The sequence below is a fragment of the Ochrobactrum chromiisoli genome (assembly GCF_026241335.1).
Taxonomy (GTDB): domain Bacteria; phylum Pseudomonadota; class Alphaproteobacteria; order Rhizobiales; family Rhizobiaceae; genus Brucella; species Brucella chromiisoli.
The window spans coordinates 84,274-108,205 of sequence record NZ_JAPHAV010000013.1 but is presented as its reverse complement, the minus strand read 5'-3'; the positions used below and the strand labels follow the sequence as shown (position 1 = coordinate 108,205).

Genomic DNA, 23,932 nt, shown 5'->3' with positions numbered 1-23,932 from the left:
GTTCTTCGGGAGGATGCCGATGAAGTCACTCGGCTGATTCAGGAGGGGGCGCGGATCATGGTATGTGGCGGACGCGATATGGCCAACGGAGTCTCGTTGGTTCTTGCCGATATTCTGGGTTCCACGGGGCTGACATTGGCCAAACTCAGGGCGGAGGGACGTTATGTCGAAGACGTCTACTGAGATGCAACGTCACGCTTTGAGCGGGCCTACCATGGGTACACGTTGGTCAGCGTTGTTTTACCAAGCAGCGGGGTTCGATCCACAATCCGTTCGGGCCGCACTTCAGGCGGCAATGGACGCGGTGGACATGCAAATGTCAACATGGAAGCCGGATAGTATTCTAATGCAGGTGAACGCCGCGCCGGTGGGACACTGGATAAAGGTGCCGCAGCAACTGCTGGACGTTTTGCGCCTTGCGCTCGACATTGGCCGTGCATCGGGCGGCGCGTTTGATATCGGCATGGGGGATGCCGTAAGCGCCTGGGGTTTCGGGGCGTCAGAGGCGGTCCCTGAGCAGATACGAGCAGCGCTTGAGCGCGAGCGCCGACCAGCCCATGACGTTCTGGAACTGGACGTCGAGCTGGGAATGGTGCGAAAGTTGGCTCCCATCACGCTTGATCTCAATGGAATTGCCAAGGGATATGGCGTGGATCGTCTGGCGGAGACATTGCTGTCTTTCGGGATTTCGTCAGGCCTCGTCGGAATCGATGGGGAGATGCGGGCGCTCGGGTTGCGGCCAGATGGGAGTCCTTGGTCGATTGCAGTAGAGGCTCCTGACTATGATCGTCGCGCAGCTCATTCGGTTCTCGCTCTTCAGGATGCGTCGGTCGCCACGTCGGGCGATTATCGGCATTGGATTAATGTCAACGATTATCGCCTGTCGCACACCATGGACCCACGTCGCGGTGCTCCCGTCATGGAGCCTCCGGCGTCAGTCACCGTCGTGACACGTACCTGTGCCGAAGCGGATGCATGGGCAACAGCGCTAATGGTACTCGGCTCGCAGATCGGTGTGACGCTGGCCAGGCGGTTAAGCTTCAATGTTCTGTTCTTATTGCGTGCTGGAGGAACAGTAATTCAGTGCGAAGCTGTAGGTGAATTATTCACCAGTTCACATTCTGGTAAACCACGACGCCCTTTAGCCGATGTTGGGAGAGATTCTCAACGCCCGGAGCGCATTGAGGATAACAGCGACATCGATCACTTCCTGGAGCAATGCACCCTGGACAGGTAACAGATAACCGAACGCTGCCGCGATCATGGCGATCACGGAAAGGCCGATGCCCACCACAACACTTTCGATCGCAATGCGCCTTGACCGCTTCGCAATCTCCATCCCGGTGCGAAGCCTGTCTATCCTGTCAACGAGAAGAACGACGTCGGCTGCCTCAGCCGACGCTGCCGCTCCCCTTGCACCCATCGCAACGCCGACATCAGCCGCGGCAAGTGCGGGCGCGTCGTTGACGCCGTCTCCGACCATCATCACAGCACCGTTCTTGCGCTCGCTGAGTACGGTCAGCACTTTTTGATCGGGTGAAAGTTCGGAGTAGATGGCGTCAAGCCCCAAGCCCTTGGTGATGCGCCTGGCCACCGCAGCACGATCGCCTGTCGCCAGCACTATGCGCTTTACGCCGTCCTTGCGCAGTTCCTGTAACGTATCAACAACTTCGCCGCGCAAGGGGTCGGCCATAACGATATAGCCCGCAATCCTGCCGTCTATCGCGACTGCAACCAGGGCCGCTCCAGCTTCTGTATGGGGGATTTCGCTCAGTTTTGCATTGACCTGTCTCTCAACGAAGCTATGTCCGCCGACAACGACGCTTTTGCGATCGACCCAGCCCGCCACGCCATCCCCTGCCAGTTCGCTGACGTCAGTCGGCAATACAAGATCTATATCGCGCCCCTGAGCGGCCAGTACAAGGGCCTGTGCCATAGGGTGTTTGGACACCTGGTCAAGGGAAGCAGCGAACCGCAATACCTCGTTTTCACTGAATCCCGGCTCAAGGTGGATTGAGGTGATTTGCGGACGACCGTCGGTCAGCGTTCCGGTCTTGTCCAGCACCAGTGTATTGATACGGGCCATATTCTCCAATGGACGGGAGCCTTTCACCAACACCCCGAAATGAGCCGAACGCGACAGTCCCGCAACAAGAGCGACGGGCACCGCCAGAATGAGAGGACATGGTGTCGCCACGACGAGAACGGCGACCGACCTTATCGGGTCTCCCGTGAACCACCATGCTCCGAAGGCGATTATGACGGTCACGATCAGAAAGCCGACAGACCACTGGTCTGCCAGTCTCGACATTGGAGCCTTGGAATGCTGTGCTTCTTCCACGAGGCGAACGATGCCAGCGTAGGTGCTATCCTTCGCTTCGTGCTTGGCAACGATATCGAAAGCATCGCCGGCATTCATCGAGCCGCTCAGCACATCCGCTCCCGACGCAAGCGAAACCGGAAGTGACTCTCCCGTGAGCGCAGACGTGTTTACGAAGGCCTTTGCGGAGGCGATACGCCCATCAACGGGAATGACATCCCCTTGACGGATCAGGAGGCGGTCACCCGGACGAACCGTATCCACGGCAATCTCTTCGAGATGGTCATCGATATAACGCATTGTCGTTCGCGGCGCACGGGACAGCAAGGCATGCATCTCACGGCGTGCCCGCCCTTCGGCAAAGCTTTCAAGAAAGGCTCCCCCAGTATACATGAGGGCGACGATCGAAGCCGCCAGCATTTCCCCGAATGCCAGCGCGGCCGTCATCGACATCGCCGCGACAATATCCAGCCCGAACTCCTTTCGCCATAAACTCCGGAGAATTTCGACGAGCAAAGTCGCCAGCACAGGCAAAGTGGCAATAGTCCAGGCTAGCCGCGCGCCGTATGAGTAGCCGGAGAAGTGCAGGCCGAGCCCGATAACAAGTCCGCACAAGGCAAAAATCAAAAGGATTGTCTTTGATCGATCTTCACCTGAAAACCGCATCTTTAGCGTCTCCCCGACCTATAGAATGAGCAAATTATAGAGCCCTGCCTCTGACCGACTACAGTAATTCTTCTTTACATATGTATTCCCTATAAACTCAGATCCACGGTCAGACCGATGTGCCGACGAGGGCCCCAATACCAGCCGTGATTGCCATGGCCAATGCGCCCCAAAAAGTGACGCGAACGGTTGCCTTAAGCATATTAGCTCCTCCCGCCTTGGCGCCGATTGCGCCTAGTAACGCTAGAAACAGCAAGGAAGAGATAGCAACCGCATAAAGCAAGATCGAGGGAGGCGCGATGACCGCCATCAGCAAGGGTAGGGCGGCCCCAATCGAGAACGTGGCCGCTGAGGTCAGCGCTGCTTGCACTGGCCGTGCCTCCATGTGTTCGACAATTCCCAGTTCGTCACGAGCATGAGCTGCCAGAGCATTGTGTGAGGTCAGCTGTATTGCCACCTGCCGCGCCAGTTCCGGAGTTAGGCCGCGATCAATATAGGCTTGCATCAATTCATCGAGCTCTGCTTCGGGCTGAGTTTTGAGTTCCTTGCGCTCTCTGGCAAGATCTGCCAACTCCGTATCGGATTGAGAGCTGACAGAAACATACTCACCCGCCGCCATGGACATCGCGCCTGCAACAAGGCCTGCGATGCCAGCGATCAAGATCTGCGTCGTTCCCGTTGAAGCAGATGCGACGCCCATAATGAGGCTCGCCGTTGAGACAATACCATCATTGGCGCCGAGTACCGCTGCGCGAAGCCAACCGATCCGCGATACGAGGTGGTTTTCTGTATGCAATCGGCTCATTGAGGTACCTCCGGGCATTGGATGCATATCATCATACCTATATCGAGGCCCTTTGCCAGTGGACTGAAAATTTGAAGTTATAGAATTCTTCTCCGGCGATTGGGCTTTTACCTTTTTCGTTAGAGCTCCTGCGCGGATTTTAAAAATCTGCGTTTTCGAGGGAGGCTTGAAAACGTTAACATTATACATTATAGTATATTATATAATGTTATGTTGGAGGCATAAATGCCCGTCACCAGAATATCTGAGAAGCTGTCGGTATCTTCGCAGCCAAGCGCGCAAGAACTCAGTGTACTCGATCGAAGCGGCTTCAAAACGCTGATCAACAACCGCCCCGATAACGAAAGCGCAGACCAGCCGGGAAACGAAGCGGAATGCGATGCAGCCCACCAATGCGATCTCTCTTATGCGTATATTCCGGTCACAATGAATACGATCACTGAAGCTGATGTGCGAGCGTTTCAGGCGGCGGTCAGAAAATCCGATGGCCCCGTGCTTGCGCATTGCAAAACAGGTACGCGTTCGCTCAGCCTTTATCTGATCGGTGAGGTGTTGGACGGACGCATGTCTGTTGAAGACGTCGTACCATTCGGACATCAGCTCGGCTTTGATACCAGTGTCGCAGCATCGTGGCTTCAACGCTTCGCTGACCGTCGCCCGCAGGTAAAAGGCTTTTTCGATAGGCGAACCTCCAGTGTTCAGTACGTGGTGTCCGATCCGGCGACCGGTATGTGCGCAATTGTAGATCCCGTTCTCGACTTTGATGAAAAGTCGGGGGCCACGGCGACGATCAACGCAGACGCAATACTCAATTACGTCCGCAATAGTGGCCTGACGGTCGAATGGATTCTCGACACTCATCCACACGCCGACCACTTTTCCGCAGCTCAGTATCTCAAGGAGAAAACGGGCGCAAAGACGGCGATAGGCGAGCATGTAATCAGATTCCAGAAGCTGTGGAAGGAGATCTACAACTGGCCCGAACTAGCTACAGATGGCTCGCAATGGGATCGGCTCTTTGCCGATGGTGAGACGTTTAAGGTTGGTTCCATCGATGCCAGAGTTATGTTCTCGCCTGGCCATACTCTCGCTTCAATCACTTACGTGATTGGCGACGCGGTATTTGTCCACGACACAATTTTTATGCCCGACAGCGGTACGGCACGGGCCGATTTTCCCGGCGGCGATGCGCGAGCATTGTGGGGGTCAATCCAGAATATCATGGCACTTCCCGATGAGACGCGGCTATTCACCGGACATGATTACCAGCCGGGCGGTCGTGCGCCGCGTTGGGAATGCACCGTGGCTGATCAAAAGAAGCACAATCCGCACCTGGCGGGCGTATCGGAAGAAGCCTTCGTTGCCTTACGGACCAAGCGCGACAAAACGCTGCCAATGCCAAGGCTCATCTTGCATGCGTTGCAGGTGAACATAAGTGGTGGACGTCTACCTGAGCCAGAAGCCAACGGTAAGCGCTATCTGAGGTTTCCGCTGGATGCTCTGGAAGGGGCCGCATGGGAATGACCGTGAACAGCATAACGATGATGAAAGATGGACTATCTTCAGTTGAATTATCTCTGCGCGCGAACGAAGTCGCAGACCTGCTCAAGACGCTGTCCCATCCAGCGCGTCTGATGATCGTTTGTACCTTGGTGGAAGGCGAGTATTCCGTTGGTAGGATGGAAGAAAAGATCGGGGTTCATCAACCGCACCTGTCGCAGCATCTAACGGTGTTGCGCAGTTCCGGAATAGTCGAGACGCGACGGGAGGGGAAACAGATTTTTTATCGCCTCACAGAAGAAAAGGCAGCGCAACTGGTCGCCTCCCTTTACGACATCTTCTGCGTGGAGAAGGCGAAATGAGCGCTGACAGTGCGTGAGAGAGTTAGGATCCTATGGTGCTGAGTAACTCCATCCTTGCGGCGGTGGGTTCCGGAAGTGTTGTTGGCTTTATGCTGGGATTGCTTGGCGGCGGCGGCTCCATCCTCGCTACACCGTTGCTCCTTTATGTCGTCGGTGTGAGCCAGCCCCATGTCGCCATCGGTACGGGTGCACTTGCTGTTTCAGTCAACGCGTTCGCGAATTTTACGAGCCATGCCCTGAAGGGGCACATCTGGTGGCGTTGTGGTGTTGTCTTCTCCGCACTGGGCACTATTGCGTATTTCAGAATTCGCGGACAGCGATTTCAGTAAATCGCGGACACTTGTTTCGCTAATTCGCGGACAGTTCAGCCGCGGCGTTTTTCAGGCCTGTTGTTGATCAGACTTACGTTCTTTCGTTGTCCGCGCTGAGCGTTATGTCAATGCCGGATTTGGCTTTGCGCATGCTATCCCCTTCCAAATTGATGCGGTGAGCATTGTGCACGACGCGGTCGAGTATCGCATCGGCAACGGTTTCGTCCCCGATTAGGTCGTGCCAGGTATTTACCGGAACCTGTGCGGTAATGAGTGTCGACCTGCGTTGGTATCTCTCTTCGATGATTTCAAAGAGATGGAAGCGCTGCTGATCGTTGAGCGTGTGCGTGGCGAAGTCGTCAAGGATCAGCAACTGGACCTTCATAAGACGGTTCATGAGCCTTGGATAGCGACCGTCCAGCTTGGCCATGGCGAGATCTTCGAAGAGGCGGGGCGCGCGAATATAGAGAACGGAATGGTCATGTCGGGCCGCCTGACGTCCCAGTGCACAGGCCAGCCATGACTTTCCCGTGCCGGTTTTCCCTGTCACGATCAAATTCTCCTGGTTCTTAAGCCATTGTCCCTGCGCCAGCGCCATTGTCGCCCGACGGTCGAGATTACGCGCCGCATGGAAGTCGATATCTTCGACACAGGCCTGCGGGAAGCGCAGCTTTGCGGCCACCAGACGCGCGGTCAGCCGTTTATCGGCGCGCACGACGATCTCCCGGTCGAGCATGAGGGGGTCGTTTGCGGGAGGGGGCGGAATCCTACGCTCTCATGAGCGATTTAGGTTTTCCGGCCGCGTTTAAATTACCCCGTTTTCACGAGGGTGGTCAACTTAGTAGCCTGTGCACGGTGCTGGAGATGACGAGCCGAACCGATGGTTATCATACTCTCATCCGCGGATTCTACCGCCTGACCATATTCGATGCGGGCTTGCCTCTCTCTAAGGACGGATGTTTATCCCAACGTACGTCGAGGGTTCCCTGATCTCTGGTCGTCATCTTCAGCATACTGCACAGGCAGAAAAGTCTGGCAAGTTGCAGATTACCTGGCTTGGATCGGTACGTGCCGCGCAATGTCCCAGATGAAGCCTGCAAGTTCACGTGCAACAGCTGTCAGAACACGAGGTTGCGGTTTTCCGGTTTTTGAAAGGTCCCGGTATCTCTTGCATAAACGCGTCTGTGCCTTCCATCCGATATCTTTAATCTCCTGAGGTTGATGCTGGCAGCGCTTCAGGTATGGCTGTCCTTCTCGAGCCGGGTGGCGATATGACCAGCTTGCTTCAACCATCATGGTTCGAGCCAGCGCATTTCCCGTCTTCGTAATACGGCCGCGTCTGACTGTACAGCCGCTGGAATGTTCACTGGGTACCAGTCCCAGCCAGGCCATGAGCTGGCGGGGATTTTCGAAGCGACTGATATCGCCTATCTCCGCGGCCAGGGTCGCAGCGATAGTTGTGTTGACGCCGCGCAATGATCGCAGAGCATCGACCAGATCACCAAAGCGCCAGTCCTTTACCGCATCTTCAAGGGCTTTATCCACTGTGGAAATACGCTCTTCAATCTGCCGAATAGTTCGCTTCAATTCCTCAAAAGCCAGTTGCTGGTGCGGAAAGCGGAATTTGCGAAAATCATTGATCCAGCGCCAATGCATTTTTGTCCAGTAGGTCGGTCGAGTGTAGCGAAGGCCATGTCGCAACAGGAAGCTTTGCAGTTGCTGTTTCGCAATCTTCAGCGCGTCCAGAGACTGTGTGCGGGTCCGGATCAGGTCTCGTATAGCTTCCTGTTCTTCATCCTGCGTCCAGACTGGGGTCCACTCGCCTGCTCGCCACAGTCGCGCCAGCATTTCGGCGTCTCGCCGATCAGTCTTGATCCGATCACCAGTACGTCTTGGTATCATGGCCGGAGAGACGACAGCACAATCAAAACCAAGCTTCGTCAGCAATCGATGTAAACCATATCCGCATGGACCGGCTTCATAGCAGAAGGTGGGATGCGTATTTGTCGCGACAAGGCGCTTGGTAAGACGCCGAACACTATCAGCGGTATTGTCGCTCACACCGTGAAAACGGATCTCCCCATTCCGCCCGTCATCTGCAATGGCAACAGCAATCGTATCAGCATGGACGTCGAGGCCTACATAAACTATTTTCTCCATGGTCGTTCCTTTCAAAACCAATATTGGCTCAACAAGGAAAACTTAGCGGCTTTGCCGCGAAAAATCGCTCATCTGGTCTAAGGTTTTTGGCCAACGATATTTTCCGGTGAGATTGATATGTTCCCATCCGAGCGGCGAGACATGAGCCAGCAGATCAGGCGATAGCAGTTTTCCCTCGCATTTCTGGTTGGCAACGACTTGGCCGAGCTTCATGGTGTTCCAGAAGATAATGATCGCGGCGAGCAGGTTCATGCCGGCGATCCGGTAGTGCTGGCCTTCGGCGGAACGGTCGCGGATTTCGCCGCGCCGGTGGAAGCTGATGGCCCGCTTCAGCGCGTGATGTGCCTCGCCCTTGTTGAGCCCGATCTGGGCGCGGCGTTGCAGTTCGGCATCCAGAATCCAGTCGATCATGAACAGGGTCCGCTCGACGCGACCGACCTCGCGCAAAGCTGTGGCCAGTTCGTTCTGCCGCGGATAGGAGGCGAGCTTGCGCAGAATCTGGCTGGGCGCGATGCTCCCGGCCGCGATGGTGGCGGCGATGCGCAGGATATCGGGCCAGTTGCGCTCGATCATGGCCTGATTGATTTTTCCGCCGATCATGGCCCGCAAGTGGGCTGGGGCGGCCGACGGATCGAACGCATAGAGCCGTTTGGATGGCAGGTCGCGGATGCGCGGAGCGAACCGGTAGCCGAGAATAGCGCACGCAGCAAAGACGTGATCGGTGAAGCCGCCCGTGTCGGCGAACTGCTCGCGGATATGGCGGCCGGCATCGTTCATGAGCAGGCCGTCGAGAATGTAAGGGGCTTCGCTCGCCGTTGCAGGAATCACCTGGGTCGCGAACGGCGCGTATTGGTCCGAGACGTGGCTATAGGCTTTCAGGCCCGGGGTAGTGCCGTATTTCGCGTTGACCAGGTTCATGGCCTCACCTTGCTCTGTGGCGGTGAAGAACTGGCCGTCACTCGAAGCCGAGGTGCCCATGCCCCATATCTGGGCCATGGGTAATTCCGCCTGCGCCTCGACGACCATCGCCAGCGCCCGGTCGTAAGCTTCGCCCTCGACATGCCACCGTCCAATGCGGATCAACTCCCAGAAGGTATGGGTGTTCGTCGCGTCGGCCATCTTGCGAAGACCGAGGTTGATCCCTTCCGCGAGAATGACGTTCATCAGGCCGATCCGGTCGGCGCAGGGCGCTCCCGTGCGCAGATGGGTGAAGGCCTCGCAGAAGCCGGTCGCCGCATCCACCTCCAGTAGGAGGTCGGTGATCCGCGTGGGTGGGATCTGTTTGTAGAGATCGAGAACCAGATCTTCGGCGCCGGCCGGCGCGGCAGCTTCGAGCTTGTCGATATGCAGAACACCGTTTTCGATCGATCCGCCGGGAATCGTGCCCGCGCGTGCCGCACGGCTCAGCTCGCGTAGCCGGACGGCAAGGCGAGCTTGACGATCCGCCAGCCATTCCTCCGGCCGCAATGGCACGGCGAGGCGACCGCCTTCCGCGACAGCCTGCGCCGGAACGAGTGCATGTTTCAGATCGCCATAGCGCCGTGACCTGGCCAGCCAGATATCTCCGGAGCGGAACGCGTCGCGAAGATGGAACAGAACCGCGATTTCCCAGAGGCGGGCGTCACCAGCCGCCTGAGCCCGAAGATGGCGATGCCATTTCGAGCTCGGACGCAGGAAGCCGGTCAGCGCGGCATCGTTCAAACCGGTGCGCAAAGTCATCACCGCTTCGAGAAGCGGGAGCGCGACAGGCGCAGCCCGCAGATCGAGCAGGCGCAACATGCGCGGAGCGTAACGGCGGAAACGGTGATAACCGTCGAGCACATGATTGAGAGGGTCGTCCGCCATGGTAGCGGTTAGCCGGGTTGCCATTGCAACAAGGGTCTTGAAACCGTCCCACCCTAATCCGCTCGCGATGACGGCGTCCAGTGGCTGGCCATCATCCTGTGCATCGACTAGGGCGCCGCCGATTTCGGCAAAGGATTTCAAGGTGTCGCGCACTGCGCTTGCTTCGTCGGCGATCTTTGCCTGGCAAATGCGCTCTGAAGCACGGTAGAGCCTGCCGACGATCCGGTCATGGGTTTCGACAACGGCGTCGGCGAGCATCGCCTGCCATTCCGATGCGCAAACGGCCAGAATCGCCAGCCGTCTGTCCTCCGGGAGATCACGCATGCCGTCGGCGTAATATCGCTCGCCCTGCCTGCGCAGACGTGTCACCCGATGGGCAGGAACACCGGCCAGCAGATCCTCGGGAAGATCGACACGTTGCAGGTATTCCAACCGGTCGAGTAGCCGGTTGGCCGACGACGAGTTCGAGCCAGGCTCGAACTGACGCAGCCACACGAAGCGGGTGACCCGATCGTCAGCCGTCTCCTCGAGCAATGCCAGTAACTGTCCCCGGATCAGCACCGATAAGCGATCGGCGATCCTCGTCTCGATTTGCCGCTCCGCATCGACCAGAGCCGTGGCGCAAAGTCGCTCGATCGTGGATGTCGCGGGAAGAACCGTGCGGGTGCGACGGCACTCGGCCACGAAGCGACGGGCAATGTCCTCGTTTGACACCGCCAGCTCGGCTTCCCGGAACAGCCAGTCCTTCAGCTCGTGTGCTCCACGTCCGGAGAAGGCACGGAATCCGTAGAGCGACCGCAGCTCGGCAAGATGCTCGTGCCGCGTCTCCTCACGGGAGGCATAGTCGACGAGATCGTCGGCAAGTAGGCCAAGCTGCGCTCCGATGAACTCGACCACCTCCGCCGGTATCAACTCGCCAGGAGCGAGCACCCGACCGGGATAGCGCAGGACGCACAATTGCAGGGCGAAGCCGAACCTATTGTGAGTGCGCCGACGCTGCCTGATATGCCCGAGATCTTCATCGCTCAGTGTATAATGCTTCAGCAAATCCGCCTGCGAGGTCGGCAGGCGCAATAACGCGTCCTTCTGCCGATCGGTTAGAGTGACACGACGCGGCATCCATGTTCCTTTTTCAAAATGGGGTAGCGTTCAAGACGCTTTGTTTATGAAGCTGGTTGAGATACATTTCCAGCGAACAAACCATTCGTGACCACCGCGCCGCCTCAAACCAACGTTTAAGATACATGCTGATCGGATACGCACGTGTCTCAAAAGCCGATGGCTCGCAGTCCCTGGACCTGCAGCACGACGACTTGCGCGCCGCCGGCGTCGACCAGGACAATATCTATGAGGATCGCGCTTCCGGCAGCCGCGACGATCGGCCCGGACTGGCCGCCTGCCTGAAATCCTTGCGCGACGGCGATGTGCTGGTGGTCTGGAAGCTCGACCGCCTCGGTCGGTCGCTTGCTCACCTGATCAACACTGTGAAGGATCTGTCGGATCGCAATATCGGTCTACGGGTGCTGACTGGGAAAGGCGCTCAGATCGACACAGCCACCGCATCCGGGCGTATGGTGTTCGGCATTTTCGCCACGCTAGCCGAATTCGAGCGGGATCTGATCCGAGAGCGCACTATTGCCGGCCTCGCCGCCGCACGGGCACGCGGCCGCAAAGGGGGCCGGAAATTCGCCCTGACCAAAGCACAGATGCGTCTCGCCCAAGCCGCCATGGCGCAGCGCGACACTTCCGTTTCCGATCTGTGCAAGGAACTCGGGATCGAGCGCGTCACTCTATACCGGTATGTCGGCCCGGAGGGTGAGCTCAGGGATTATGGTAAGCGTGTCCTGGGCGTTGCTTGAGTTTGGTATAGAAATCGCTGCTGGATAACTGCAGCACAAAGCTCATCGCCAGCCCAACAGCGACGTGTCTTCGTCGCGCGTGTCATACAGTCAATGCCTCGGCCAGGCTGGATGATGGTCGTCTATCACGAAGGCGTGGATATGTCGGGTTGGTGCGTGGCGATGCGGATGACGATGTGGCTCTGGCCCCTCCCAGCCCTCATGCTTGTGCTGATGATGCTCGTCATGAACATGCAGGTGGTCGTGCTGATGCGGTTCGTGTGAATGGGCGATCTCCGCCGGATCGACGCTCGGCCAAAGCATCAACGCGAGGGTCGAGGCAATCAGGACCGCTGCAACCATGGCCGCGAACGCCGTTGCGAGGCCGAACGTCGCGCCAAGCCAGCCCGCGGCCGGATAGGTTAGGAGCCAACAAGCATGTGATAACGCAAATTGCGCGGCAAACAGCGCCGGGCGGTCTTCGCTCTGCGAGGAGCGGCGCAGGAGGCGCCCACCTGGCGTCTGTACCAATGAGGAGCCGATGCCGAGGAGCAGCCATAGGCCGGCTGCGACGGCAAAGCCTGGCAACGTCGCCGCCGCTGCGAGACCGAGCGCCAGCAGGCCAGCGCCGCCGATCATTGCCGTGCGCTCCGGGACCCATGTCAGGACACGCGGCAGGAGGAGTGCCGCGAGCATCGATCCGCCGCCGGAAGCGGCCATCAGCCAGGCGACCGCGCTGTTGTCGCCGCCGAGAATGCTGCGGACATAGACGACGGTGTTGACGATCACCATCGAGCCCGCTGCGGCCACGGCAAGATTGAGCGCCAGCAACCCGCGCAGGCGCGGCGTCGCCAGATAGAGCCGCATCCCGTAGGTCGTCTTCGACCAGATGCCGCCGGTGCGCTCGACCGGCTTTGCCGCCGGCAACACCGTCGACAGCACCAGGCCGGCCGAGACGAAGAAGGTCACGGCGTCGCCGACAAACAGCGTGCTATGGCTGGTGATCGTGAGCAGCGCGGCAGCGAGCGTCGGAGAAAGCAGCGCCTCCAGGTCATAGGCAAGCCGCGAGAGCGAAAGCGCCTCGGTGTAGCGCTTCTCGTCAGTCAACACATCGGGGATCGTCGCCTGGAAGGTCGGCGTGAAGGCGGCCGAACACGACTGGAGTACGAAGATCAGCACGTAGATCTGCCAGATCGCGGTCACGAAGGGCAGGAACAAAACAATGCCGGCGCGCACGAGGTCGAGAGCGACAAGAAAGCTCCGGCGCGGCAGCCGGTGGGCGATCGCGCCGACCAGGGGTGCAATGCCGACATAGGCGACCATCTTGAGCGCCAGCGCCGTGCCAAGCACCGCGCCGGCATCCTTGCCGGCCAGATCATAAGCAAGCAGCGCGAGCGCAACCGTCGTCAGGCCCGTTCCGACAAGGGACAGAGCCTGCGCCGCAAAGAGGCGGCGATAGGTTCGATCAAGCAGCGGTTCTAAAAGGGCCGGCCGCATGTCGCCTCCATCAGTTTCGCGTCACCGGAGGCGAGGCCAACGGTATTGCTCTCATTCAACATCACCGTCCCTCCGCCGCCATCATAGTTTCGGAGGCCACCTTCGCATTATCTGCGCCCTCATTGGCGCGGGCCGGCAGGAGTCGCGCCGAGTTGAGGATGAAGACCAGCTCCGAGACGACATGGATCGCAGCGGCGAGCAACGGGTTGAGGAAGCCGAAGGCAGCGAGGACGATGCCGAGCGTGTCGACGCCGATCGTGCCGGCGAAGTTCTGCCAGATGATTCCGCGCGTCCGTCGCGCGACGGCAAGCGTTTCGACGAAGCGTTCAAGGTCGTTTCCGAGCAGCACCACGTCGGCGCTCTCCTGCGCCACGTCCGTGCCGGACCCCATGGCGACACCGACATTGGCCTGAGCCAGCGCCGGGGCGTCGTTGACGCCGTCGCCGACCATGGCGACGACACGCTTCTGCGCCACGAGGGCATCGATGCGTTTCAGCTTGTCCTCCGGCAGCAATTCCGCTTCGATCTCCCTGATGCCGAGAGCTCCGCCGACTGCGCTCGCCACGCGCTCGGCGTCACCCGTCAGCAGAATGGTCCGAATGCCCATGCGCTGCAGGGATGCGATAGCATTCCTCGCTTCCGGCCGGACTGTATCCGCAACGACGATGCTGCCGAGGAGAATGCCGTCACGGGCAACGAGGATCTCCGTTCCCGCGCCGCCGCTGGCATGGCTGGGTGTATTCGCCTCGCCGACGTTCCCGATGCCATTATCCGCCATCCAGGCACGGTTGCCGACGAGGATCACGGCATCATCAACCTTGGCGGTGATGCCGCGCCCCGGCGTGTAGCCGAAGCTTCCCGGCTCGGCGATCTCGCGGCCCTGCTGGCGGACGTAGGCAAGAATGGCCTTGCCGAGCGGATGCTCGGAGCGCAGCTCGGCCGTTGCCGCCGCATCAAGCAGCTCCTCTTCCGTTCTGCCGGCGACGGGCACCACCTGCTGTACTTCCGGGCGTCCGAAGGTCAGCGTGCCGGTCTTGTCGAGCACGACGGTGTCGACCTGGCCCAATGTCTCTAGATGCACACCGCCCTTGACGATCGCGCCGAGCCTGGCCGAGCGACCGATGCCGCCGAGGATCGCAAGCGGCGTACCGGCAGCGATGCCGCAGGCGCCGGCGACGATAATGACCGAGATCGTGGAATAGATGTCGCGTGTTAGAAGGAAGGTCAGCACAGCGGCGCCGAGCGCAAAATAGACGAGGTAGCCGGCCAGGCGGTCGGCGAGCCGCTGCACCGGAGCGCGCGACTTTTCCGCCCGCTCGACTGCCTCGATGATCTTGCCGTAGCTGGTGTCGCGGCCAATCCGTTCGGCTGAGACTTCGAGCGCACCGGACTGGTTGATGGAGCCGGCGAAGACATGCGTGCCCGCGACCTTCTCGACGGGCATCGATTCACCGGTGATGCGCGATTCATCGACGAAGGAGTGACCCGACAGCACCGCGCCGTCGACCGGTATGCGCCCGCCCGGCGCAACCAGGATCGCGTCGCCCACCGAGAGTTCCTCCGCCGAGACCGACCGGATCGCTCCAGCCCGGCGCACGGAGACTTCGCGCGGCAGGAATTCGAGCAGGTCGCGAATGGCCTTGCGGCCGCGGCCAACCGTCAGCCCCTCTAGCACCTCGGCGACGAGGACGAAGAGCGTGATGACGAGTGCGGTGAAGAACTCGCCGATCGCCGCAGCAGCGGCGATGGCGATCGTCATCGACAGCTCCATCGTCATGCGCCGCTCGACGATATTCTCGAATGCCTCCTTCAGGATCGGCCAGCCGCCGATCAGAAGGCCGGCGACGCCGATGACGCTGACAGCCTGGAATGGCTCCCAGATTTGGAACCAGACGGCCGCCGCCGCGACCGCGACAAGCGCGATCCGCACTGCTTCCGGCCATTCGAACGGATGGTCGTGATCGTGACCGTGCTCATGATCGTCGTGCTCATGATCATGATGGTGATGCGCATGAGGATGCGGCTCAGCCGCATGCCCATGAGGCTCATCGGCGAGCCTGCGGGGGTGGGTGGTGTCGTGAACGGCCATGGCGCCAACTCCGGTTCTATTTGAGGTAGGCGCGCACGACATCGATCAGTTCGGCGGCGCCCTCATTGCGTTGTTTCTGGTCGAGATCGGCATCGGCCACATGATGCTGGATGTGGTCCTCCACCACCTCCGCCATCAGGCCGTTCACGGCACCGCGCACGCCCGCGATGAGCTGCAACACCGCGGCGCAGCCCTTTTCCTCTTCGAGCGCGCGTTCGACCGCCTCCATCTGGCCGCGAATGCGGCGCACGCGGTTGAGCAGCTTCTGTTTCTCACGGGTCGTGTGCGACATGCGAACCTCCAGTCTCAGTCCAAGATAATATACCCCCCTATATCATAATAGCAAGAACCGGAGAACGGAGGCGGGCCGATCCGATGGTTCGGTCGATGACGCTTCTCTTGTAATGTTACGGTCGTTTCATTAATGATGAATCATGACCGCTCCATCCTGGCTTCTTCTGACCTACAAAGTCCCACCCGAACCGGCCGCCAAGCGCATCGCGTTATGGCGCCGGCTCAAGGGCATGGGCGCGGTCTATCTGCAGAACGGCGTGTGCCTCCTGCCGAAGACCGACGATCATGTGCGACGGCTCAAGATGCTGGAGAACGACGTGGCGGAGATGGGCGGTGAAGCCGTGATCCTGGAAACAGTCGCCCTCGACCGCGCCCAGAAAGACAAGGTGATCAACCGCTTCAAGGCCGATCGCGACGAGCAGTATCGTGAGTTCCTTGGCCGCTGCGCCGATTTCGAGGCCGAGATCGCCAAGGAGATCGCGATCAACAAGTTCACCTATGCCGAACTGGAGGAAGAGGACACAGACCTCAAGAAGCTTCAGGGATGGCTCGAGAAGATTAGCAAGCTCGACTTTTACGGCGCGACATTGGCCGAAGAGGCCTCAGAGCGGCTGCGCGCCTGCGAGGCCCTGCTCGACAGCTATGCCCAGCGCGTCTTCGACGCCCACGACGAGAACCGCTGAAATGAGCGACCAGGCCGGGAAGCCCACAATCACCGTCGAGAAAACGTCTTCTGCCGAAACCCGTCGCGGTATTCCGGCAGGCATCTGGGCGCTAGGCTTCGTCTCCCTGCCGATGGACACATCCTCGGAAATGATTCATGCGCTGCTACCCGTCTATATGGTGGCGGTGCTCGGCACGTCGGCGCTGGCTGTCGGCATCATCGAGGGGATTGCCGAAGCGACCGCCTCGATCACCAAGGTGTTTTCCGGGGCGCTTAGCGATTGGCTTGGCAAACGTAAGTTCCTTGCAGTTCTCGGTTATGGCCTTGCCGCCTTTACCAAACCGATCTTTCCTCTGGCTTCTTCGCTCGACTGGCTGATCGCTGCCCGCTTTATCGATCGGGTCGGAAAGGGCATTCGCGGCGCACCGCGTGACGCGCTCGTCGCCGATATCGCGCCGCCGGAGCTGCGCGGCGCGAGCTTCGGCCTGCGCCAGTCGCTCGATACGATCGGAGCTTTTGTCGGGCCGCTCCTCGCTATCGGTCTGATGTGGCTCACCGCGGATCACTTCCAAACGGTTTTCTGGATCGCTGTCATTCCGGCGTGTCTGTCCTTGGTGCTCATCATCGTCGCCGTCAGGGAGCCGGAGCGCCCGAAGGCATTGCGCAAGGTTCGGATGCCCTTGCGACGTGAGGAACTGCGCCGTTTGGATGCTGTTTACTGGTGGGTCGTGGTGATTGCCGCGGTCTTCACGCTGGCTCGATTCAGCGAAGCGTTTCTCGTCCTCCGCGCGCAATCGATAGGCCTGCCGCTCGCGCTGATTCCGGTTGTGATGGTCGTCATGAGCCTCACCTATTCGCTCTCGGCCTATCCGATTGGCATCCTGTCTGATCGCATGGACAAGGTGATGATCCTGATCGTCGGACTGGTTCTGCTCGTTCTGGCAGATGTCGTGCTGGCGTTTGCGTCCAGCATTGTCGCGGTCGCAATTGGCGTCGTACTCTGGGGCCTTCACATGGGCTTCACCCAGGGCCTGCTTTCGACGCTTGTCGCCGAGACCGCGCCGTCGGAACTGCGCGGTACCGCGTTCGGCATGTTCAACCTGATCTGCGGTTTGGCCCTACTCGCCGCCAGCATCATCGCGGGAATCTTGTGGGATGCTGCCGGACCCCAGGGGACATTTCTGGCGGGCGCGGGCTTCGCGACGCTGACCGTACTGGGGTCTCTATGCTTTCGAGGACGACTAAAGTCAAAATATTGAATTGAATCCGATGATTCAGCCAAATAAAGTAAAAATGCGGAATTCCCTATGCGGATACCGAATCACAACATCGGAAACAAAATGAAGACAATCTCCGAACTCGGGAAATTTCAACAGAAACGCCGCATAGCAATCGGCGTTGTTATGATTCTTTTGATCATCGCTTTGCTTTTTGTTCGCTCATCCTCCACGGGGCGATTTCATGAGTATCTGGAGGCCGTTGGCCTGAGTCTGATCGTCGCGGCTATTATTGGGCGAATGTGGTGTACTCTTTATATCGGTGGGCGCAAAGGCGCCGAGATTGTACAAAGTGGTCCATACTCGGTATCACGCAATCCACTCTACGTTTTCAGTGCTATCGGCGCCCTTGGAATTGGAGCGCAAACGGGAAGTATAATCATTGCGGTTGGGTTCGGTGTCATATGCTACCTGGCCTTTATGATTGTTATCCGAACAGAGGAGAATTTTTTACGGACTAGTTTCGGAGAGGTATATGATACTTACTTCGCACAAGTTCCAAAGTTTTTCCCGGATTTCTCGTTGTTTCACGATGAGAAGGAACTCGTTGTCAAACCGGAGCGGATATATCGAACATTTACAGACGGGCTCGTCTTTTTCGTAGCCTATCCGTTCTTCGAATTTATCGAATATCTTCAGTATTCCGGGACTTTGCCAATACTGATGCATATATATTGAGGCGATTGCATCAGATTATTCCGTTGGCAGGACATTATGAGGATATGGCATTGCAACTCTACGATCTCGATGCCGCCGCGACCCGCGCCGTCAACAGCCTTGCCGGAGCTAGCGCCTCGGTCGATTTCCTGATGATCTGGGTGTCCGCCGTCGGTGTGCCGCTGCTCGTGCTGGCGGTCGCCGCGCAATGGTGGCGAGGATCGGATAGGCCGCACAACAGACACGTTCTCGTCGCGACGGGGCTCTCTTTCCTGCTCGGCCTTGCTATCAATCAGCTTATCCTGCTGTTTGTTCATCGCATGCGACCCTATGACAGTGGCATCTCCCATCTGCTGATCAGTCCCAGCGCCGATCCGTCATTTCCCTCCGACCACGCGACCGCGACTTTCGCCATCGCGGCGGCGTTTTTGCTGCACGGGATGCGGCGCATGGGACGGTGGCTCTTCGCGGCGGCGGTTCTGGTGGCAGTCTCCCGCGTCTATATCGGGACGCACTATGTGAGCGACGTTCTCGGAGGAGCCGCGACAGGTATCGTCGCCGCCATATTGGTCCGCGCGCTCTACCGGGAGGGGACACGCCTCGATCGGTTCGTCACCTCCGTTCTTTAGAGGAGCGCGGGATGGTGGCGTCTTTCTTCTCCGCCGTCACCGCGTTCATCGCGGCGCATCCGCATTTGGCTTATGCGACGGTGCTTCTGTTGGCGCTGTCGGAATCCATACCCGTCATCGGAGTTTTTATTCCAGGCACTGCCGCAATCCTGGCAATCAGCGCACTGGTACCCAGCGGCATTGTAAAACTCTGGCCGCTGCTCGGCGCGGCCTCCGCCGGGGCAATCATCGGCGACGGCCTCTCGTTCTGGATCGGCCATCGCTATCACCGCGAGATCCTTGAACGATGGCCGCTCAACCGACACCCGGACCTCATCACGCGCAGCGAGGCATTTTTCGCAAAGCACGGCGACAAAAGCGTCTTTATCGCCCGCTTCACACCGGGCGTGCGAGCCTTCGTCCCCCTGATCGCCGGCATGTTAGGGCTCTCGGTGCGGCGGTTCTACGTTGCCAACATCCTGTCCGCGCTGGTGTGGGCGCCGTCGCATGTTCTGCCCGCTGTGTTCGTCGGCGCTGCTTTCAGCGGCGCGGCCGCCAAATCCCTCGCTATTCTGGTTGTTCTCATCGTTGTCTTCATCTGGGTGCTACTCCGTCTCGCCCGGTTCGCCCTGCGCCACGGTCCGGCGCTTGCATCGGCTCTGTCGGGTTGGCTTCGGCAATGCACGGCCATGAACCACTCCCGTTGGGGTCGCTTCGCGCTCGATCTTCTCGATCCGTCGCGTCCCGACGCCCGAGGGCTTGCGTTTCTGGCTTTGCTGTTGATCGGCTCTGCCTGGCTGTTCTTCGGCATTCTCGAAGATGTCGTCAGTGGCGACCCTCTCGTACGCGCCGATAACGCGATCTACCAGGCACTCCAGGATCTGCGAACCGTTCCGGGCGATTCCGTAATGCTGATAACCACCGAGCTTGGCGATACGGTGGTCGTGATGACGGTAACGATCGCAGTGTTTCTATGGCTTGCCTGGAGACGGGCATGGCGTCCAGCAGCCTACTGGCTGGCGGCAGTTGGCGGTGCATCCGTGCTCAACACGGTCATAAAAGTCACGCTCCATCGCGCCCGGCCGACCGAGTTGTTCTACACGGGCTGGAGCGCATTTTCCTTTCCCAGCGGCCATAGCACAGTCAATCTCGCCGTCTACGGCTTTCTCGCTTTCCTGATCGGACGTGAACTTCGTCCGATGTGGCGCCTTCCGGTCGCTTTGACCGCTCTATCCTTTGCACTGCTGATAGCGTTCTCGCGCGTCTATCTGGGCGCTCACTGGTTCTCGGACGCGGTCGGGGGGCTTGCCTTCGGTACGGCCTGGCTGGCAGTGCTCGGATTCTTCTACATGCGAAAGCCGGCAAAATCAGTCGGCGCGACGTCATTGATGGTGATCGCCGGCGCGGCACTCGCGCTAGCCGGGGGGTTGAACGTCTATCGACATCACTCTCTCGATGTCGAACGCTATGCCGTAAACCGAGCGACCCCCACGATGATGGCCAACGACTGGTGGACGTCAGGTTGGCAACGGCTGCCGCCCAGGCGGATCGATCTGACCGGCGAGATCGAAGAGCCCTTCACGATCCAGTGGGCGGGAGACCTTTCTGCAATTCGACAGGATTTGCTGAGCAAGGGATGGCGTCTGCCCGCGCCATGGGCGTCATCCAGGATACTGGGTTGGCTCTCCGCGAAGACAACTCCTGTCGAATTGCCGGTTACCCCTCATCTCGCCAGCGGAAGGCTGCCGAGCTTGACGCTCGTCCTGCAAAACGGAGCTGCACCGAACAACACTCGGTTCGTGCTCCGGCTTTGGGATGCAGATCTCAACCTCATGGGAGAAAAACTCGCACCGGTCTGGATAGGTTCGGTCGTGCAGGAACAGATCGAGCGGCCGCTGTCGCTATCCTCTGCTGTCTCAACCCAGGCCGATGCCAACACGCCGCGCGACATTCTGGCACAAATGCTTGGATCAGGGCGTATTGCGGTACGCCCCGACGCTGAAGCGAACAAGAATTGGGACGGAGGGGTTCTGCTGCTGCGAACAGGATTTTAACGCCGAGGCGCTTAAGGGAGTGGCGGCCCCAAGCTAAGCCAAGAACCCACCATCGACCGCACATCCCTTTCCCCATGACCATGGTCTACACGGGAACTCAGAGGTCAAGGAAAGCGTGTCCTCAGATTGGCCTAAGCTTTCGCTGGCATGCCCAGGTCAGTGCTCCGAAGCCGAGACAGACGTACAAGGACAACCATAGCCACCATTCAAGTACAGGCTGATAATCGGGCAAGGAACCTTCTTGCCATTCGATCAGTGCCAGATTGGGAGCCAAACCGCACACCGCCATAATCGTCGCGGCAATCACCACCCCGACGATTGTTGGTGCGCTCGCCCGCATGACGGCGCCATCGATGCTGCGAGCCTTCAAAGGTGTGCCGATCATTTTTGCAGCCAGGCGATGGCGGGGCGGGTCCATCGACGCCTCGCGCTCGCTCAAGGGAAAGCCAAATCGCGCAAAAACAATCTGGATAATCGGAACGACAACGACGGCGATCATTGAGGACGCCATCACGTCACTGATGTAGTGCGCAGTCGTGATGAAGCGCGTGCATGCCAGAATGGCTGCGCCAGCAAGCGCCAGGCTGCGGTAACGCGGAAAGATCAGGGCCAAAGCGACGCCCGCTGCCATCGCACAGGCGGTGTGTCCCGACGGGAATGAATTATATTCGTGCCCGAATCTGAAAAAAAAGAACTGAAAAATATCCTGATTGAACAACAATTCTGGCCGAGCGCGACCAAATACGACTTTGAGAATATCGACGATAATGCCGGTCGATGCCACGCTCGTTAAAACGAAAAGTGACCTGGAAGCATAAAGTGGATTCTTCCACATGAACCGGAACAGTATGAACAGAGCGGCAGCCGGGACGATGAACCAGTAGGCTTTGCCGAAGTCTGTCAAAAATCGCGCAATATGCACCAGTGTCGCGTCACGCTGACTTGCAAAGAACAACGCAACAGGACGATCAACCAGCTCCTCCAGCGCATGGAGCTGGACTACCGTTGCCAGAAGAGCTGATAAGGCTGCGCCGGCCGATACCCATTTTTCTAGAGTTCGGGAAAGTGCTTGTGCTGCCGCCTGCATTCGGACTGTCCTCGGCGATATTGGTGTTGAAGCTGGCAGACGATCACTCAAGGCCGGGCGGCTCCTCAAAGTCCTTCCTCGGCAATAGCAAGCTTCTCGCCTTCGCCGGGGGCTGCCATCTTTTTATCCTCATCAACGTCAGCGAGTTCCTCGCCCTCGTGCCGAACGCTCATGAAGATGACGATTGCAACAATTGCGGCGAGGAAGATCGCGCTGGTGATGATCGTGCCGAGGCCGAAACCGCCATACTGCGCGGGCTGGGACATCAGGTCGCCGAAGGAGGCGCCGAGAGGCCGGGTCAGGATATAGACCAGCCAGAAGCCGAGGATCGCGTCGAGGCCGAGGAAAAAATAGCCGATGCTGAGCGAGAGGATGATCATCCCGAACAGGACGCCGGTCGCCAGATAGCCCAGCGCGAATTTTTCGGCCACCAGATCGCCGGCGGCCGTCCCAAGCGCGAAGGTGAACAGGATGGCCAGCCAGTAGAAGGCCTCACGCCGCCCGGTGTAGATGGAGTGGATCGAAAGCGTCCCTTCGGCTCTGAACCAGAGCAGGGACGTCAGCGCCAGGGCGACCGAGAACGCAATCGTCGTATCCAGCAGCGGAACATGGAAATTGTCGACCAGATTGTCGGTGATCAACGTGCCAACGATGCTGATCAGCACCACGGACAGCCAGTAGGCGGCGGGAACATATTTCTTCTGCGCAAACTGCCAGAACAGGGCGAGCGCCAGAACTGCGGACATGATCAGTGACGTCGAGGTCAAGCCGAGGCCCATCTGTACGTTGAGATAATCGGCCGCCGTTTCCCCCATGGTGACGGCCATCAGTTTTATGAGCCAGAAGTCGGTTGTGACGCGGGGAACGCGATTGTAAACAGCAGCTTTGGTGGCCGGTGCAGACATTGTGGGTATCCTTGAAAGGGCGTCGAAGTTTCGGGCGGCGGTTTGCAGAGTGACGGTGTTTGTCGCCCGCCTACTGAGCAGGCTGTGCCGGATTGTTGAGAACCGCCATCAGGGCGGCGAGTGTTTTGTTGACCTTGTCCGCCGACGGGCTCGATTGACGAAGGGCCTTCAATGCAGCGTCAGAGGCCGCGTCGATGTTGTTCCAATCGTTCTGGTTCAGTGGACGGATCGCGGTCTCGGCCTGGTCCCATGCCGTTTCATAATCGGTGATGCGCTTGGCAGCGCCGGGGAGATCGCCCTTGGAAGCGAGGGTCTGGACGTCAGCAATGATGGCCTTGAACGACGACAGATCGCCGAGGCTCGCTGTTTTGGCTGGTGCAGTACTGGCGTAGAGCTCAAAGCCGGTGAAAGCCGCTACCGGAGCGGTAATGAGTGCGATGGCAAGAAAAATCTGTTTCATCAGTTAATTTCCCTGAATTGTGGCACTGCAAGGTATGCTTGGCTTCCGCATCGCTCCTCGAAGGTTGAATGGCACTCCTGCAGCGATAGCTCGATACGCCCACCGCTCTACTTGGCGCGCTCGGTCGGCCCACTGTGACTACGCAGGTTCAATTAGCTGAGAATTAGAACGGGTGTCGGCCTGGCGCCGGACATGGTCGACGGCTGCCAATCGCGTGCGAAAGCAGCGGCCGGCAATGACGCCGGCCGCTGCAATTTTCATTTCTGCGGAACCAGATGGGAGACAACCGCCTTACCGCCCTTGTCCGCATAGGTTAGCTGGACCTTTTCGCCGACACGGAGTTTGGTGTCTTCGATCCCTTCGGGTAGGGCGTAAGTCTTGCCGTCCGACAGCGTGATCGTATCGGCATTCTTGCTGATTGCGGTGATCGTGCCGGATGTCTGGGCAGCGAATGCGGCGCTGATCGGCGCCAGCACCAGCATCGCGGCCATGATCATTTGCGGTTTCATTTGCTTTATCCTTTCAAGGTCTCG

19 protein-coding genes and 4 pseudogenes are annotated in these 23,932 nt (G+C 58.9%); 11 read left to right on the top strand and 12 right to left on the bottom strand.

The window, feature by feature from the left end:
* Together OPR82_RS18660 and OPR82_RS18655 are read left to right on the top strand one after the other, a co-directional pair.
* A pseudogene (locus tag OPR82_RS18660) lies at positions 1-183 on the top strand (hypothetical protein); the annotation flags it as partial.
* Positions 164-1,156: pseudogene (locus OPR82_RS18655) on the top strand (FAD:protein FMN transferase); the annotation flags it as partial. The pseudogenes OPR82_RS18660 and OPR82_RS18655, both read left to right, overlap by 20 nt.
* Here OPR82_RS18655 and OPR82_RS18650 read toward each other — a convergent pair.
* On the bottom strand, positions 1,142-2,986 hold the full coding sequence (locus OPR82_RS18650; protein ID WP_151591326.1) for a heavy metal translocating P-type ATPase: 1,845 nt from the start codon (positions 2,984-2,986) through the stop codon (positions 1,142-1,144). The pseudogene OPR82_RS18655 and the gene OPR82_RS18650 overlap by 15 nt on opposite strands.
* Positions 2,987-3,095: 109 nt before the next feature.
* Positions 3,096-3,791, bottom strand: a complete 696-nt coding sequence (locus OPR82_RS18645) for a VIT1/CCC1 transporter family protein (protein WP_109366319.1) — start codon at positions 3,789-3,791, stop codon at positions 3,096-3,098.
* 225 nt (positions 3,792-4,016) lie between these two features.
* Here OPR82_RS18645 and blh point away from each other — a divergent pair, with 225 nt between their 5' ends.
* From blh to OPR82_RS18630, 3 genes and pseudogenes are all read left to right on the top strand, one after another.
* A complete protein-coding gene (gene blh / locus OPR82_RS18640) occupies positions 4,017-5,315 on the top strand; it encodes a bifunctional sulfur transferase/dioxygenase Blh (protein ID WP_112591134.1) in 1,299 nt (432 codons plus the stop codon).
* Entirely contained in the window at positions 5,306-5,653 is a 348-nt protein-coding gene (gene bigR / locus OPR82_RS18635; protein ID WP_112591132.1) for a sulfite-sensing transcriptional repressor BigR, read from the top strand. Before blh ends, bigR begins: the two co-directional genes overlap by 10 nt.
* Before the next feature lie 32 nt (positions 5,654-5,685).
* Positions 5,686-5,946 (top strand): annotated as a pseudogene (locus OPR82_RS18630) (TSUP family transporter); the annotation flags it as partial.
* A gap of 109 nt (positions 5,947-6,055) precedes the next feature.
* Here the strand turns inward: OPR82_RS18630 and istB are convergent.
* The 3 genes and pseudogenes from istB to OPR82_RS18615 form a co-directional block, all read right to left on the bottom strand.
* Positions 6,056-6,703 (bottom strand): annotated as a pseudogene (gene istB, locus OPR82_RS18625) (IS21-like element helper ATPase IstB); the annotation flags it as partial.
* A 308-nt stretch (positions 6,704-7,011) separates the two neighbouring features.
* Complete coding sequence (locus OPR82_RS18620; RefSeq protein ID WP_112593105.1) at positions 7,012-8,124, bottom strand: IS110 family RNA-guided transposase; 1,113 nt, start codon at positions 8,122-8,124, stop codon at positions 7,012-7,014.
* A gap of 42 nt (positions 8,125-8,166) precedes the next feature.
* Entirely contained in the window at positions 8,167-11,088 is a 2,922-nt protein-coding gene (locus tag OPR82_RS18615; protein WP_247997861.1) for a Tn3 family transposase, read from the bottom strand.
* A gap of 125 nt (positions 11,089-11,213) precedes the next feature.
* Here OPR82_RS18615 and OPR82_RS18610 point away from each other — a divergent pair, with 125 nt between their 5' ends.
* Positions 11,214-11,828, top strand: a complete 615-nt coding sequence (locus OPR82_RS18610; protein WP_112590807.1) for a recombinase family protein — start codon at positions 11,214-11,216, stop codon at positions 11,826-11,828.
* 90 nt (positions 11,829-11,918) lie between these two features.
* On the opposite strand, the gene OPR82_RS18605 is transcribed toward OPR82_RS18610, so the two are convergent.
* From OPR82_RS18605 to OPR82_RS18595, 3 genes are all read right to left on the bottom strand, one after another.
* A complete protein-coding gene (locus OPR82_RS18605; RefSeq protein ID WP_112590808.1) occupies positions 11,919-13,304 on the bottom strand; it encodes an MFS transporter in 1,386 nt (461 codons plus the stop codon).
* A 61-nt stretch (positions 13,305-13,365) separates the two neighbouring features.
* Entirely contained in the window at positions 13,366-15,393 is a 2,028-nt protein-coding gene (locus OPR82_RS18600; RefSeq protein ID WP_112590810.1) for a heavy metal translocating P-type ATPase, read from the bottom strand.
* 16 nt (positions 15,394-15,409) lie between these two features.
* Positions 15,410-15,685 (bottom strand): metal/formaldehyde-sensitive transcriptional repressor, encoded by a 276-nt coding sequence (locus tag OPR82_RS18595; RefSeq protein WP_112590812.1) that lies wholly within the window; start codon positions 15,683-15,685, stop codon positions 15,410-15,412.
* 142 nt (positions 15,686-15,827) lie between these two features.
* On the opposite strand from OPR82_RS18595, the gene OPR82_RS18590 reads away from it, so the two are divergent.
* The 5 genes from OPR82_RS18590 (at position 15,828) to OPR82_RS18570 (ending at position 20,947) form a co-directional block, all read left to right on the top strand.
* Positions 15,828-16,370: a Chromate resistance protein ChrB gene (locus tag OPR82_RS18590; protein WP_112590813.1), complete on the top strand. Its 543-nt coding sequence runs from the start codon at positions 15,828-15,830 to the stop codon at positions 16,368-16,370.
* Between the two features lies 1 nt (position 16,371).
* On the top strand, positions 16,372-17,610 hold the full coding sequence (locus OPR82_RS18585; RefSeq protein ID WP_112590815.1) for an MFS transporter: 1,239 nt from the start codon (positions 16,372-16,374) through the stop codon (positions 17,608-17,610).
* A gap of 81 nt (positions 17,611-17,691) precedes the next feature.
* Positions 17,692-18,306 carry a methyltransferase family protein gene (locus tag OPR82_RS18580; RefSeq protein WP_112590833.1) on the top strand — a complete coding sequence of 205 codons (615 nt, stop codon included), beginning with the start codon at positions 17,692-17,694 and terminating at the stop codon, positions 18,304-18,306.
* A gap of 44 nt (positions 18,307-18,350) precedes the next feature.
* A complete protein-coding gene (locus OPR82_RS18575) occupies positions 18,351-18,914 on the top strand; it encodes a phosphatase PAP2 family protein (RefSeq protein ID WP_112590816.1) in 564 nt (187 codons plus the stop codon).
* 11 nt (positions 18,915-18,925) lie between these two features.
* Complete coding sequence (locus OPR82_RS18570; protein ID WP_112590818.1) at positions 18,926-20,947, top strand: bifunctional DedA family/phosphatase PAP2 family protein; 2,022 nt, start codon at positions 18,926-18,928, stop codon at positions 20,945-20,947.
* 121 nt (positions 20,948-21,068) lie between these two features.
* Here OPR82_RS18570 and OPR82_RS18565 read toward each other — a convergent pair whose 3' ends face one another.
* From OPR82_RS18565 to OPR82_RS18550, 4 genes are all read right to left on the bottom strand, one after another.
* The gene (locus OPR82_RS18565; protein ID WP_151592611.1) at positions 21,069-22,034 is read right to left on the bottom strand and encodes a phosphatase PAP2 family protein; all 966 of its coding nucleotides are present in this window, start codon (positions 22,032-22,034) and stop codon (positions 21,069-21,071) included.
* Between the two features lie 65 nt (positions 22,035-22,099).
* Positions 22,100-22,939: a COG4705 family protein gene (locus OPR82_RS18560; protein ID WP_112590821.1), complete on the bottom strand. Its 840-nt coding sequence runs from the start codon at positions 22,937-22,939 to the stop codon at positions 22,100-22,102.
* A gap of 70 nt (positions 22,940-23,009) precedes the next feature.
* Positions 23,010-23,399, bottom strand: coding sequence for a hypothetical protein (locus tag OPR82_RS18555; RefSeq protein WP_112590822.1), 390 nt, complete (start codon positions 23,397-23,399; stop codon positions 23,010-23,012).
* A gap of 257 nt (positions 23,400-23,656) precedes the next feature.
* Complete coding sequence (locus tag OPR82_RS18550; RefSeq protein ID WP_094574532.1) at positions 23,657-23,908, bottom strand: DUF1344 domain-containing protein; 252 nt, start codon at positions 23,906-23,908, stop codon at positions 23,657-23,659.
* Positions 23,909-23,932 lie beyond the last annotated feature (24 nt).